Genomic DNA, 13,993 nt, shown 5'->3' with positions numbered 1-13,993 from the left:
GTGTACGCTTTTGGGAAATGCGGTCCGGACCACAACGGTCCGGACCGCCGGATTATCAAGATATTCTAGACGTGTACCGGAAGCGCGTCCAGCACCTTCTTAACGACCTTGGAATGCCGCTTTTCGACTTCCTTGTCCTTCAGGGTGCGGTCGGCGTGGCGGTAGGTCAGGCGCACGGTAAGGTTGTGGGTTTCCGCGTCCTCGGGCTGGTAGCAGTCCACCAGCACCACGTCCTCCAGCAGGGGTTCCTGCACGCCGCGCACGGCGTCCACCACCGCGCCGGCGGTCAGCGTCTCGGGAGCGATGAAGGTGATGTCGCGCTTGATGGGCGGGAACTTGGCCAGCGGCGAGAAGCCGGGCAGCACGCCTTCGTGCCATTCCTGCAGGGCGTCGGCGTCCAGTTCGGCAATCCACACCTCGCGGCGGGCGTTGTAGGTATCCGCGATTTCGGGCTTGATGCGGCCCATTTCGCCGATAACCTCATCATCAAGGACAACCTCGACGCAGGGGGCCAGATAGGGGTGGCCGTCCTTCAGGCGATACTGCGCGCCGGGCAGTTCCAGATGCTGGAGCAGGTGCTCCACCATGCCCTTGATGTCCGCGTAGGCGGCGTTTTCCTCTTCGGGCCAAGGCCAGCGCTCACGCTCGCGGCGGCCGTAGACCAGCATGCCGAGGCGGGTCGGCTCCGTGGCCGTGGTCTCGGACTCGGCATCGGCCCAGAACACCTTGGCGACTTCAAAGAGGCGCAGACGGGCGGAGCCGTGGCCGACGTTGGTACGCACATTCTGCAACAGGCCTGGAGCCAGCGCGGTACGCATCACGTTCTGCTCCTCGGAGAGCGGATTCATGACCGGCACGCGGTTGTCCTGCGGCAGATTGAAGAAATCCAAATCCTCGTGACCGACAAAGCTGTAGTTCACGGCCTCGTTCAGGCCAACGCCACGCGCCCAGTGCTTGAGCTGCATGGTGAAGGCGTAGCGGCGGTCGGCAAGGGCCAACCCGTCAAGGGACTTGGACACGCGGGGCAGTACGGCCTCGATGCGGTCCATGCCGTACACGCGCGCGGCTTCCTCATAGAGGTCCACTTCGCGCTCAAGGTCGTGGCGGTGGCTGGGCGCCACAACGGTCCAGTCCTCGGGATTGGAGGCATCCACGGAGCAGCCAAGGCCCTCAAAGGTGGTGCGGCAGAATTCGGCGTCAAGGTCCACACCCAGCAGGCTGTTGCAGCGGGCGGGGCGGAAACGCAGGGTGCGGTTCTCCCACGGGGTGGGCTCGGCCACGGCCACGCCGGAGAGCACCTGTGCGCCGGAAAGCTGGGCCATCAGACTGGCGGCACGGTCCGCAACAAAGCGGGCGTTGCCCTGGTCCACACCGCGCTCAAAGCGGAAGGACGACTCGCTGTGCAGGGCCAGACGGCGGGCGGTCTTGCGCACCGTGGGCGGATCGAACACGGCGCATTCCAGCACCACGTCGGTGGTGGCGTCCGACACTTCGGAGTTGGCGCCGCCCATAACGCCGGCGAGGGCAACGGGCTTTTCCGCGTCGCAGATGAGCAGGTCGCTGCCGAGCAGGTCGCGCTTTTCATCGTCCAGCGTGGTGAAGGCGGTGCCGTCTTCGGCGGCGCGCACGCGGATGGTATCGCCCGCCAGCTTGGCACGGTCGAAGGCATGCAAGGGGTGACCAAGCTCCATGAGCAGGTAGTTGGTCACGTCCACAATGTTGTTGATGGGGCGCATGCCCACGGCAATAAGGCGGTAGCGCATCCACGCCGGAGCGGGACCAACCTGCACGCCCTTCAAAATGCGGCCCTGATACAGGGGGCACAGCGCGGGGTCGTCAATCTGGATAGTCAACTGGTCCGCGGCGGACTCGGCCACTTCCTCAAGGGCGCATTCCGGCAGGGTCAGGGGCAGGCCGTAGGCCATGGCCACCTCACGCGCAATGCCGAGCATGCTCAGGCAGTCGCCGCGGTTGGGCGTGATGCCCAGGTCAAAGACGGTGGTGTCGAGATTCAGGGCGTCCACAAGGGGGGTGCCCACGGCAAGGGCCTCGTCCAGCACCATAATGCCGGCGTGGCTGTCACCGAGGCCGATTTCGTCCTCGGCGCAAATCATGCCCTTGGAGACCTGACCGCGCAGCTTGGCCTTTTTGATCTTGAACCCGCCGGGCAGCTCTGCGCCAACCTTGGCAACGGCCACCTTCTGGCCCTTGGCAACGTTGGGCGCGCCGCAAACGATGGGCAGGGGTTCGTCTTCGCCGACGTCCACACTGCATACGGACAGTTTGTCGGCTTCGGGGTGCTTGTCGCACTCCAGCACATGACCGACCACAACATTCTCAAGATGGGCGAAGGGGTGGCTGACCTCCTCCACTTCCAATCCGAGCATGGTCAGTCTGTCGGCCAGCTCTTCGTCCGTTCCCGTGAACGGAACGAACTCGCGCAACCAGTTCAGACTCAGGAGCATGTTCGCCTCCGGCAGCCCCGGACGGCTTGCCCGCGGGGCCATAAGAAAGATGAAGATTGTCCACCGGGGTGGCCGGTGGTGGTGTTATCCAGCAAAAAGCGTCATCACGTTGGAAATGCTGCGGCGCCGTTCCTACATGGACAAAGCCCGTCAGGAAGGCCGCATGGCCGGTGGGAAGTCGGTTCGTGGCGGCTCTGGCGGAGCCAGTACAGGGCACACAGCAGGACTGCCCTGCATACCGCTAAATAGAACGTTTATCAACCACGGCGGCGCGGCCCGGAATGCACACGCGTTGACGCCGCGCCAAAGCCCCCATATATACTGTATGTATTACCCATGCCCCAAGCCGTGAGGAGTCCATGACGCGCTTCATCCTGCTGGCCGCCATCCGTTCGGGCACCAACTTTTTCCGCAGCGCCCTCAACAGCCACCCGGACGTGCATATGTTCGGCGAAGCGCTCTTTGACGACTGGGCCTTCCGCCCGGACAGGGAAGAGAATTTCTACGTTCAGTGGCACAAGGCCGTCATGCGCGACCCCGCGCAAATCACCTTCCGCAATATGAACGCCTTTGCCCGCCGCTTCATCGACGCCACCTTCGACAGCATGGCCCGCCACAGCATCGTGGGCATGGACATCAAGTACGACTTCTGGGACCGCCTGGCCTTTGTCTCCGGCTACTTTTCCACGCACCCGCCAAAGGTGGTCCACCTCATCCGCACCAACACCCTGCGCGCGCACATCTCGGCCTTTTTGCTGGCGTGCCGCAACCGTGGTGTGGACACAGGCACCCTGCCCATGCGCGAGTACGACGGCTTTGTCCGCACCGGCGAAACCACGCTCACCGTCACGCTGACCAAGCGCCTGCTGGGCACACTGGTGCAACTGGAAAAACGCAAGCAACGCTTTCGGGCCATTGTTTCGGACTTTGAGCACGTGGAAATCACGTATGAGGACATGGTGGGGCATGTGCGGGGCAGCGCACACACCTTTTCCCCGCAGACGCAGACGAAGCTGTTTCCCTTCCTTGGCATTGACCCGGCCAAGGCTCCGGTGACCACGGACTACCAAAAGGTCAGCCCGGACGCCCTCTCGGATATCATCGACAACTACGACCAGCTCGTCCCGGAGCTTACGCGCCTTGGCCTTTCCCGCTATGCGGACGAGCGCGCTACGGCGGAATAGGGACGCGCCCCGCATCCCCCTGTCATCCCGGACAAAATAATGCTACACGTGGAGCGTGCCCCCGGGCCATGGCCTGTTCTTATGCACGGCGTCGCACCACATCAGGCGTGGACTGCATAATGATGCCGCGCCCGCCCCGTACAAGGCCACGGCACAGCCTGCACGCCTTTTTGCGGCGTGGGGGACCAGACGTCACCCAGAAGCGCTGCAGCGCACTCTTTTATCACAGCCCCTTAACCGCAACGAGCCTGCACCCATGAACACGCGCCAAAAGATTAAAAAAAAGCTGGAACTCCCCCTCGCCACCAGAATCCGCCGCTTCACCTTCCGCACCATTATGGTGCTGATGGGCTGCGCCATTGCGGCTCTTGGCTTTGTGCTGTTTCAGGTGCCCTACAACATCACGGCTGGCGGCATCTCCGGCCTTGCCATTATCCTGAGCGACACCTTTGGGCTGTCCGAGGGTATCGTCATCTGGCTGGTGAACATTCCCCTCCTGATGCTGGGCTTTGTGTACTTGGGGCGCTGGCGCTTTCTGAGTTCCTCCATCATGGCGGTGTTTGCCTTTTCCGCCTTTGTGGAGCTGTTCCTGAACATCATGCCGGGCCTGCTTGCCCCCTACCCCATCACGCATGATAAATTCTTAGCCAGCCTGTACGCGGGCGTGCTGTTCGGCCTTGGCAGCGGCATCATCTTCCGCTTTGGCTCCACCATCGGCGGCACGTCCATCCCCGCGCGCATTATCCATAACTTCACCGGCTACCCCATGAGCCAGGTCTACCTGTTCACGGACCTTGGCGTCATCTGCCTTGGCGGGCTTGTCTACAACTGGGAAATGGCCCTCTTGGCGCTCTTCTCCCTCGTCATGAACGGGTTGTTCTCGGACTTTGCCATGGAAGGCTCCAGCCAGTTGCGCACCTCCATCATCATCACCAAAAAGCCGGAGCAGGTCCGCTACGCCCTCGTCAACGAGATGCAGCGCGGCGTCACCATGTGGGAAGTCACAGGCGGCTACTCCAAGGAAGTCCGCACCATGCTCTACTGCACGGTGCGCCGCTCCCGCGTGAGCGACCTGCGGTTTATGATCTCGCAGATTGACCCGGACGCCCTTGTGGTCATCGGCGTGGTGCAGCAGGCTTGGGGTGGCTACGGCAACCTCAAGCTGACAGACAATTAATCCGCATCCATCACGGCCCACACCGCAAAACGCGCCGTGCCCTTGTGCCCGACGCCAACGGCCCCCTTGCCAAGGTAAAAGGCCATGGCCCAATCCGTCTCAAAGCTGCTGGTGGTGGACGACCAATACGCGTCGGCGGTGTCGCCAAAGGGATGGTCTGCGGCAAGGGCCGGGAACGAGCGGGACGCATCGGCAAGGCTCTCCAGCTCGCGGATGGTGGGCAGACGCCACGGACGGTCCTCGCGGCGGGCAAGCTCGGTCACCTGTGCAAAGGCCTCGGCCCACGCCACCTCGCCGCACAAGTCCGCAGCGCGCCGCCAACGCAGGCCTGTGAGCGCATCGCGCACCGCGCCGTCACCCTCAGGGCTGAAGCGCGGCGCAGGCAGTGACGCGCCATGCTGGGCGTCCCGTCCGGCCGGGTCATACAGGTCCCGCTGGCCGGACTCCGGCAGGACGGCACTTTCGCCGCTGACGGGCCACAGGAGCGAATCCTCGCCCTTGCGGCCGTAGAACATCCGCCCGCCCTCCATATGCACCCGCCACGCATGGGTCGGCGCTCCGGCAAAGGTGGTGGAGGTCCAATACCAGCCCAGAAACACCCGCCCAAAGGGATGCCCTCCGGGCAGGGCCGGACGGCGGTCCGCAAAGCTGACAAGGCTAAAAAGCTCCCGCCGCCCCGGCATGCGCCACGTGGTCACCCCGCCATAGGCCTCGGCGTTCATCTGCTCCACAAAGGCAAGGCTCTCGTCCCACGGCATGGAAAAGGTCGCCGGGGTGGGGTTGGCGGTCCAGACAAGGCCGGTGAGCGCGTCGCGCACGGTGTCACCCTGCGCCACAAACCGGGGCGAGGGCCACGGCAGGCCCGGAGCGCTTTCGGCATCCTGCCCGGAGCCGGAACACGGAATGTCCGCGCCGGACACATCATGGCAGGACTGTTGCCCCGTTGCCAAAACAGGTACACGCCGTATACTTTTTGCAGTATGCTGAGGGGTTGAATGCTGTGTCATATGATGTACCCTACTGCATAAAAGGAGCTTCGAAAACCATGAGCACCAAACACTACGATGTGATTGTAATAGGTTCCGGCGCTGCAGGCGGACGCATTGCCTCGCGCTGTCACAAGGCCGGGCGCACCGTCGCCCTCATCGAGCACGACGGATTCGGCGGCACCTGCCCCCTGCGCGGGTGCGAGCCCAAAAAAATGATGGTGGACGTCATCCAAACCGCCGAGCGCCTGCACAACAGCGCAGGCCTTGGCGTGGTGGGGCAGGCGCATATCGACTGGCAGGAACTCATGGCCTTCAAGCGCTCCTTCACGGACACCATCTCGGACAAAATCGAGGCCGTGCACGCCAAAAACGGTGTGGACATCCACAAGGGCCGCGCCCGCTTTACCGGCCCCAACACCGTAGACACCGGCTCCGCCATCTTGGAGGGCGAACGCATCTGCATCGCCACCGGCGCCGTGCCCCGCATGCTGGACATTCCCGGCGGCGAGCACGCCGTCACCAGCGACGACTTTCTGGAACTTGCCGCCCTGCCGGAGCGCATCGTGTTCATCGGCGGCGGGTTCATTGCCTTTGAGATGGCGCACATCGCCGCCGCGGCCGGTGCGGACGTCACCATCGTCCACCGCAGCAGCCGGGTGCTCAGGCCCTTTGACGCCGACCTTGCCCAGCGCCTTATGGACCACATGCGCTCACAGGGCGTCACCATCCTCACGGACCTGCCGCCCCACAGCATCACCGCCGAGGACGACGGGTTTGTCCTGCATGCCGGTCCCGGCGGCGCGGAGCATTTTCCGGCGGACCTCATTGTGCAGGCCGCAGGGCGCATTCCGGCCACGGCGGACCTGAACCTCCAGGCCGCGAACGTCGCCACGGACAAGGGCGCCGTCACCGTGGACCACACCCTGCGCAGCACCACCAATCCGGCGGTCTACGCGGCGGGGGACGTTATCGCGGGCGGTATGCCCCTCACCCCGGTTGCGGCCAAGGAGGCCGACACCGTCATCCACAACCTGCTCAGCAACACGCCGCAGGCCATGGAATACGGGCCCATCCCCTACGCCCTCTTTACCTACCCGCCCCTTGCCGCCGTGGGCCTGCTGGAAGAGCAAGCCGCCGCGCAGGGCCGCACGGTGGACATCGTCACCGGCAACGCCTCGGGCTGGTCCGAGTATGAACGCATCGGGCAAAAGTGCGCCGGGTTCAAGCTCATCATCGACGCGGACAACCGCCAACTCCTCGGCGCGCACGTCCTTGGCGACGCCGCAGAGGAAATGGTGAACCTCTTTGCCCTTGCCATGCGCACCAAGGTCTCCATCGACGACCTGCGCTCCATGCTGTGGGCCTACCCGTCCTTTGGCTACGCCATGAAGTATATGTTCCGCTAAATCCAAAACCATAAAAGACAGCCGCCCGGCCTGCATGCAGACCGGGCGGCTTTGTGGTTCCTGGGGGCGCTTGCGCTACGGCTTAGTTGCCGAAGCTGCGGAAGAACAAGTCCTCCAGCGCCTTTTTGCCATTTTCCTCAAGAAAGCGCGTTCCGGTTCCGGCAAAATGATGGTGCCCCACAACAGGCTCCTTCACTTCCTCCCACTGGGCTTTGGCCCATTTGAACCACGCATCCTTGCTTTGATCGAAGACGTAGAGGGGTTTGTTGCAGATTTTGGCGTACTCCGCGCCCCAGCCGGTGCCGCCGGTGACGGTGCCGTCCTCCTGAATGGAGCCGACCACGAACACCTCGTGCCCGCTGGCCACCTGCCAGCAGATGCTCTGGAGCACCTTGCGGAACAGGGGAGCGCGCGAGAATTTACGGTTCATCAGCCGTGAAACATAGGTCAGGCTCACGTCCTTGAGGGCAAGCTCCTCGGTGGTCAGGGTCCGGATGCCTCTGGTGCGTTCGGTCTGGTGGCCGTCAAAGCTGTAGTTCACTTCCTGAATGCCATACCGCTCGGCAAGCGTGCCAAAGCAGGATTCCGCGCCGCGTGCGCCGCCACTGTACAGGATGTATCCGTCAACACTCATGCGATCTCACCTCCGACGTCAATTTCGTTGAATACTGGTGACGTAGCACAGCCCACACATGCGGGCAAGAATCCACGCATTAATCAGTCCCTGACACCGCCGCCTCCGGCCCACGCACCCCAAAGAACAGCGCGTACAGCACCGGCACCACCACGAGGGTCAGCACCGTGGCAAAGCTGAGGCCGAACATAATCGTCACCGCCATGGAGATAAAAAACGGATCCTGCAACAGCGGCAGCATGCCCAGCACCGTGGTAATGGCCGCCATGCACACAGGCCGCAGACGGCTGACGCCCGAATCCACAATGGCCTGATAGTCCGCCTTGCCCCCCTGCCGCTCAAAATCAATCTGATCAATGAGCACAATGGCGTTCTTGATGAGCATGCCGATAAGGCTCAAAAAGCCCAGTATCGCCATGAAGTCAAAGGGCAGGTCAAACACCGCCAGCCCAAAGGTCACCCCGATAATCGCCAGCGGGACGGTCAGCCAGATGATGACCGTCTGGCGCAGGGCGTTGAACAGCATGATGACGATAAGCACCATGGCAATGATGGTGATGGGAATCAGCCCCGCAAGGGACTCCTGCGCATCACGCGAGCTTTCATACTCGCCGCCCCACTCCATGGTGTAGCCAAAGGGCAGGTCAATGGCCTCCACGCCTGCCCGAACCTCCTGAAACACCTCACTCGCCAGCGCGCCGGGAACGGCGTCGCACTGCGCGGTGATGACCAGCTTGCGGTTCTCGCGCCGGATGAGGGTATCCTCCCACAGCACGTCAAAGCCCGTGACCGCCTGCGTGATGGGCACCATGGTCTGGGTGAGGGAGCTCCACACGTACAGTTCGCTGATATGGGCCACGTCATCGCGCAGTTCCTGATTGGAGCGCGCAATAATGGGGAGCAGGTCGTCCCCTTCGCGGTACACGCCTATGCGGCTGCCCGTGAAGGCCGACTCCAGCGTTTCCAGCACGTCCTGCCGGGTGATGCCGTTCTGCCGCGCCATAGTCTCGTTAAAGCGCGGGCGCAGGACCATGCTCTTTTGCCGCCAGTTGTCGCGGATGGCTGTGGCCTTCGCCGAGGTACGGAACACATCCTTGGCGCTGTTGGCCAGCGTACGCAGCACCGCCGGGTCCGGGCCATAAAAGCGCGCCTCCACATCGTAGCCGCCGCCGGGACCAAGAACGAACTTATCCAGCTTTGGCTCCGCATCAGGAAAACGCTCCGCCAAGTACGCCCCGTACTCGTCAATAAGCCCGTCAATGTCGTTATAGTCATGCACCCGCACAAGGATGAGGCCATAGGCCTTGGACTGCGACTGCTCCGGCCCGAAGACCAGCATAAAGCGCGTTGCGCCCTTGCCGATGTACGAGGCCGTGGACGTTACCCGCTCATCCGCCAGCAGCTTGTCCTCAATGACGGAAATATCCGCAACGGTGCGCGTAATATCCGTCCCCTCGGGCAGCCAATAGTGGATTTGGAACTGCGGACGCGTGGACGGCGGGAAGAAACTGTTCTTGAGCGTGCCAAACCACAGCACCGCCCCAACCAGCAGCACCACCAGCACAATCACCGTCTGCCAGCGCCACGCAAGGGCGGCCTCCAAAAACCGGCGGTACACCGTAAACAGCCGCCCGGAGTAGGCGTCGCTCCCGTCCCCGCCGCCGGCCTTTGGCCGAAACGCCATGGTGCACAAAAGCGGCGTCACCGTAATAGCCAGTACCCAGCTAATAAACAGCGACAACAGCATCACCTGAAACAGCGAGCGGCAATACTCGCCCGTGCCGTCCGAGGACCCACCAATGGCGGCAAAGGCCAAGATGGCGATGACCGTTGCGCCAAGCAGCGGCATCATATTCTGCCCCACCACCTCATTGGCGGCCTTGATGCGGTCCACACCGGACTCGATGCGCACCAGCATGCCCTCGGTCACAACAATGGCGTTGTCCACCAGCATACCAAGGGCAATAATCAGCGCGCCAAGGGAGATGCGTTGCAGGGTTATGGACATCATGTCCATGGCTATCATGGTCGCCAGCACCGTCAGCGCCAGCACCACGCCAATTAGCACCCCGCTTTTCAGCCCCATAAAGACAAGCAGCACCACAACCACAATGGCCAGCGCTTCTATAAAATTCACCACAAAGCCATCCACGGCCTTGCGCACGTCATCGGGCTGAAAGTTCACCACGCCGATTTCCATACCCACAGGACGGTACTGCTCCAGCTGCGTCATGCGGGCTTTTACCGCATCGCCCAGCTTCACCACATTGCCGCCGGGGGCCACGGAAATGCCAATGGACAGGGCAGGCTTGCCGTCAAAGTGCAGCACATGGTCCGGCGGGTCCACATAGCCCCGCGACACCGTGGCCACATCCTTGAGCGCCACAAGCCGGTTCGATGCCGGGTCGCGCACCTCCAGGCTTGCAATGTCCTCCACGGACAGCAACTCCCCCGTGGGGCTGATGCGCACGCGCTCAGGCCCCACCTGCACAGACCCGGCAGGCGATACCAGATTCTGCGTCGCCAGCGCCTGCACAAACACATCCGGGCTGACGCCCATCCGCGCCAGCTTAAAGCGCGAAAATTCAATAAAGATCGCCTCTTCCTGAAGCCCCCACAGCTCCACCTTGGCCACGTTGTCCACAAGCAAAAGCTCGCGCCGCAAAAACTGCACATAGCGGCGCAATTCCTCATAGGTGTAGCCTTCGCCAGACACCGTCAGCAAAATGCCGAACACGTCCCCGAAGTTGTCATTCACCTGCGGCGTGGACGCGCCGGGGGGCAGCTTGGGCTGGGCGTCCAGCACTCTGCGGCGCAGTTCATCCCACACCTGCGGAATTTCGCTTTTCCCAAACTTATCCTTCACCCGCGCGGTCACAATGGACAGCCCCGGACGTGAAATAGATGTGATTTCCTTAAGCTGGGCTAGCTGCTGGACCGCCGTTTCAATCTCGTCAGACACCTCCTCCGCCACCTCGCGCGCTGAGGCTCCCGGATAGGCGGTAATGACCACGGCGTCCTTAATGGTGAATTCCGGGTCTTCAAGGCGCCCCAGCTTTTCGTAGGCATACAGCCCGCCCAGCAGGATGACGGCGCACAGGGCAAGGGTCACGGTTCTGCGACGTATGGCAAATTCAGCTATGCTCATGACGCACCTACTCGCCAATCCGGACGTGTTGGCCTTCCACCAGATAATCCACGCCAGCCGTCACAATCCGCTCGCCCACCGCAAGGCCGGATATGACCTCAATGCTGCTTCCCTCAAGCCTGCCGCGTATGATGGGCCGTCTGTGCACCGTGTTGTCCTTGGGGGTGACCACCCACACATACGGGCGGCCATCAGCGTCCGCGGCCACGGCATGCACCGGCACCCGCAGCGGCGCGTCCTGATCCTGCTTGGGCGGATAGGTCACAGCCTCCACGACCGCAGTCATACCGGGAAGAATGTTCGTCCCGCGCCGGTCTTCATTAAAGCGCTCGGTGCCGTTGCGGGGCCGCATAACCAACTTGACCGGGAAGGTGCCCGTCGCCGGGTCCGCTTCGGTTCCCACTTCCACTGCCTCGGCCGGAAAGCGCTCACCCGGCAAAAATTCAAAAGACACAAAAAGTTCTGCCTCGCCGCGCTCGCCGTGGGCAATAATGCTTTCCGGAACATCAATGCCGATTTGGACCTCATCCGTCAGGTTCTGTAGCTTCACCACCGCCGTGCGTGCGGAGATTTCCTGATGGTTCTCCAGATACCTCCGCGACACCGTGCCCGCAAATGGCGCGCGAAGCACAGAGTCCGCCAAGGCGTCCATGGCGCGCTTATACTGCGTGCGCAGACCAGCAATTCTCGCCTGCATTGCCTGCACATCCTCACGCCGCGCGCCTTGGCGCGCCTTGCGCAGTTCCTGCCGCGCGCCCTCCAGATTCGCCTGCGCCACATCACGCGTGGCCACGGCGTTGTCGTATTCCATCTTGGAAATTACATTGTCCTGAAACAGCTTCGCCTTGCGCTCGGCCTGCAGTTTTGCTTCCGTGGCCTTCGCCTCAGCCGAAGCCACCTTGGCCTCAAGACTGCGAACGTCCTCGCTGCGCGCGCCGGACTGCATCGCCTCCAGTTGGGCCTTGGCTTCATTGATTTGGCTCTCGATGCGGGACACTTCCGTTTCAAAGTCGCGCGGGTCCAGCCGGGCAATGAGCTGGTCCTGCACCACGGTCTGCCCTTCCTTCACTGGCAACTCGACCAGCGTGCCAGAAACACGAAAAGCCAGCTCCACTTCCTTTGCGGCTTCAACGCGCCCCGGAAAACGATAGGTCCGGCCCTTAGAGGGCGACTCAACGAGCATGGATTTCACCGGACGCACCACCTCCGGCTGCTGCACCTCATCCTCGCCACACCCAGCGCACAGCGCCACCGTCAACAAAGCCAGTACTGCATAGTGCCACACACGCATATCCACCACCTTCATTCATTGTTCCGTAAGCCCGGTCCCGCATCCCACATACCACAAGATGCAAACACCACGCATACTACAACATTCTACAAAGAATGAGGAGACGTTTACGCGCCAAGGTTTCACTTCCCCCCAAAGCACGCTGGAGCCACAAGAAACACCCTCCCTGTCCGCTTCCTCGCCACAACGCTCACGTTCATGGCTAGACCATGACGTCTCGCCGGGCTTCCTCGTTCCTGCCCGGACCTGCACCTTATGCATCGAGCGGGCAGGGCAAACCGCCGCCTGCCGCCTCGGCAAGGATTGAACTTCCGCGTGCATCGCGGTACGTGGGTTGAAAAGTGATCACGATCAGAAATCAACGCCGTTCCATCGCGTCGGCCAATCAGCGGAGATTTTATGGCGTTTCAGCGGGTTATCGCCTTTGGCGACAGTTTTTCGGACAACGGATTCAGCAACGGCTGCGGCTTTAACCGCCTCAGCAACGGCCCCGTGTGGGTTGAGCATCTCGCGGCGCGTCTTGGCGTACCGCTTGAGGACAGAGCATGGTGCGGCGCGCAAAGTGGCCTCGGCAACACCTCCGGTCCCAAGGACTGGTCCGGCTTCGCATGGCAGGTGGACACCTGTGACGAAGGCAACGCCTTGCCGCAGGCCCTGTGCACTATGCTTATCGGCATTAACGACATCTACGAAGGCGGCGCGGACGCGGGCGACGTGGTCGCCAACACCATCGGCGCACTGGCCCGCCTTGCCGACAAAGGCATGCGGACATGCCTGGTCAGCACTCTCCCCGACATCACCCTCGCCCCGGCTTATAGGGGGGAATACGCCCATGTGAAGGATGTGGTGGCGCAACTCGTCGTCGACATTAACGCAAAGCTGGGCGCCGCGTTGCACGGGGGAGGCGGATTCACGCAGCAATACCCGGAGGTGACCCTGCACACTGTCGATGCCTACGGCCTTTTCAACACCCTCGCCACATCAGGAGCCTTCAAGGTCACCGACAGCCCTTGGCTCGGCACCTACTCCTATCCCAAAGCGAATGGCTTCATGTGGTGGGATGACTGGCATCCCATGACGGCAACGCATCGGTATTTTGCGGATGCAGCGTATGGGGTAATTGGTGGGGGCAAGGAATGATTTGTCTCAGTGTTGGGAGACATTGAAGTAAGATTAACTGAGCAAGAAGAATTCGGATAAGATGGAGAGGAGGAGCACCCACTGCGCGAGAGGCGTGGTGGGTGTTTTGTTTTAGGAAGGAAGATGAGGGGCGGCGTGAAGACAGTGGGGATCGCAGGGGATGGAATTGGCGGAGGTTGTGGATGCTGAGGTGCTGGGAGGTGCGAGTGGATGGAAGAAATGGAGGCCGTGGTGATGCGCCATGGTGGCGGGGCCGAGAAGTGCTTTCGTTGGTATTTCTGTATGTTGTCGCCGTGTCTCCGACGGCCAAAGGGTGTTGGGGGAACCTTGCAGGATTCCCCCTCACCCTCTGGACACCCGTCCCCCTCCAGCCGGAGCCGGATGAAGAGAGGTGGTGAGTGCGAGGCGGTCTCGGGCGTGGTTTTTAGGCTAGTGTGGGCGGGCTGACCGGGTGCTGTGCGCGGGGCTTGGTGGCGGGCGCATGGTGGAGGACGGCACGGGCTTGGCCGCTCTGAACGCTTAAAAGCGTTCGAATGCTTTGGTGTTTCTGTGCTTCGCG

General features: G+C 62.2%; 9 protein-coding genes. 4 read left to right on the top strand and 5 right to left on the bottom strand.

Going from position 1 to position 13,993, the window contains the following annotated elements:
- Nucleotides 1–65 precede the first annotated feature (65 nt).
- Nucleotides 66–2,465: a phenylalanine--tRNA ligase subunit beta gene (pheT, locus tag ACI3L3_RS13150; RefSeq protein ID WP_404845599.1), complete on the bottom strand. Its 2,400-nt coding sequence runs from the start codon at nt 2,463–2,465 to the stop codon at nt 66–68.
- Nucleotides 2,466–2,824: 359 nt separating this feature from the next.
- Here pheT and ACI3L3_RS13145 point away from each other — a divergent pair, with 359 nt between their 5' ends.
- Nucleotides 2,825–3,649 carry a hypothetical protein gene (locus ACI3L3_RS13145; protein ID WP_404845598.1) on the top strand — a complete coding sequence of 275 codons (825 nt, stop codon included), beginning with the start codon at nt 2,825–2,827 and terminating at the stop codon, nt 3,647–3,649.
- 256 nt (nt 3,650–3,905) lie between these two features.
- A complete protein-coding gene (locus ACI3L3_RS13140) occupies nt 3,906–4,826 on the top strand; it encodes a YitT family protein (protein ID WP_404845597.1) in 921 nt (306 codons plus the stop codon).
- Here ACI3L3_RS13140 and ACI3L3_RS13135 read toward each other — a convergent pair.
- Nucleotides 4,823–5,776 carry a DUF1566 domain-containing protein gene (locus ACI3L3_RS13135; protein WP_404845596.1) on the bottom strand — a complete coding sequence of 318 codons (954 nt, stop codon included), beginning with the start codon at nt 5,774–5,776 and terminating at the stop codon, nt 4,823–4,825. The two genes, ACI3L3_RS13140 and ACI3L3_RS13135, sit on opposite strands and share 4 nt — an antisense overlap.
- Nucleotides 5,777–5,871: 95 nt before the next feature.
- On the opposite strand from ACI3L3_RS13135, the gene ACI3L3_RS13130 reads away from it, so the two are divergent.
- Nucleotides 5,872–7,221, top strand: coding sequence for a dihydrolipoyl dehydrogenase family protein (locus ACI3L3_RS13130; protein WP_404845595.1), 1,350 nt, complete (start codon nt 5,872–5,874; stop codon nt 7,219–7,221).
- 82 nt (nt 7,222–7,303) lie between these two features.
- On the opposite strand, the gene ACI3L3_RS13125 is transcribed toward ACI3L3_RS13130, so the two are convergent.
- The 3 genes from ACI3L3_RS13125 to ACI3L3_RS13115 all read right to left on the bottom strand — a co-directional run bounded on the left by ACI3L3_RS13125 (nt 7,304) and on the right by ACI3L3_RS13115 (nt 12,309).
- The gene (locus ACI3L3_RS13125) at nt 7,304–7,855 is read right to left on the bottom strand and encodes a hypothetical protein (RefSeq protein ID WP_404845594.1); all 552 of its coding nucleotides are present in this window, start codon (nt 7,853–7,855) and stop codon (nt 7,304–7,306) included.
- A 79-nt stretch (nt 7,856–7,934) separates the two neighbouring features.
- The gene (locus ACI3L3_RS13120) at nt 7,935–11,003 is read right to left on the bottom strand and encodes an efflux RND transporter permease subunit (protein WP_404845593.1); all 3,069 of its coding nucleotides are present in this window, start codon (nt 11,001–11,003) and stop codon (nt 7,935–7,937) included.
- A gap of 7 nt (nt 11,004–11,010) precedes the next feature.
- On the bottom strand, nt 11,011–12,309 hold the full coding sequence (locus ACI3L3_RS13115) for an efflux RND transporter periplasmic adaptor subunit (RefSeq protein ID WP_404845592.1): 1,299 nt from the start codon (nt 12,307–12,309) through the stop codon (nt 11,011–11,013).
- A gap of 384 nt (nt 12,310–12,693) precedes the next feature.
- Between ACI3L3_RS13115 and ACI3L3_RS13110 the strand changes: the two genes are divergently transcribed.
- Complete coding sequence (locus tag ACI3L3_RS13110) at nt 12,694–13,434, top strand: SGNH/GDSL hydrolase family protein (RefSeq protein WP_404845591.1); 741 nt, start codon at nt 12,694–12,696, stop codon at nt 13,432–13,434.
- The last annotated feature ends 559 nt before the right edge of the window (nt 13,435–13,993 follow it).

This window comes from Desulfobaculum sp. SPO524, from assembly GCF_044987625.1.
In the GTDB taxonomy this organism is placed as follows: Bacteria; Desulfobacterota; Desulfovibrionia; order Desulfovibrionales; family Desulfovibrionaceae; genus Desulfobaculum.
Note: the sequence above shows the minus strand (reverse complement) of the source record. Positions and strands in the feature narration are given on the sequence as shown.

Bases quoted from the DNA above. Each gene is read 5' to 3' on its own strand.
- ACI3L3_RS13145 (WP_404845598.1), top strand. From the start codon at position 2,825: ATGACGCGCTTCATCCTGCTGGCCGCCATCCGTTCGGGCACCAACTTT.
- ACI3L3_RS13140 (WP_404845597.1), top strand. From the start codon at position 3,906: ATGAACACGCGCCAAAAGATTAAAAAAAAGCTGGAACTCCCCCTCGCC.
- ACI3L3_RS13120 (WP_404845593.1), bottom strand. From the start codon at position 11,003: ATGAGCATAGCTGAATTTGCCATACGTCGCAGAACCGTGACCCTTGCC.
- pheT (WP_404845599.1), bottom strand. From the start codon at position 2,465: ATGCTCCTGAGTCTGAACTGGTTGCGCGAGTTCGTTCCGTTCACGGGA.
- ACI3L3_RS13130 (WP_404845595.1), top strand. From the start codon at position 5,872: ATGAGCACCAAACACTACGATGTGATTGTAATAGGTTCCGGCGCTGCA.
- ACI3L3_RS13115 (WP_404845592.1), bottom strand. From the start codon at position 12,309: ATGAAGGTGGTGGATATGCGTGTGTGGCACTATGCAGTACTGGCTTTG.
- ACI3L3_RS13110 (WP_404845591.1), top strand. From the start codon at position 12,694: ATGGCGTTTCAGCGGGTTATCGCCTTTGGCGACAGTTTTTCGGACAAC.
- ACI3L3_RS13125 (WP_404845594.1), bottom strand. From the start codon at position 7,855: ATGAGTGTTGACGGATACATCCTGTACAGTGGCGGCGCACGCGGCGCG.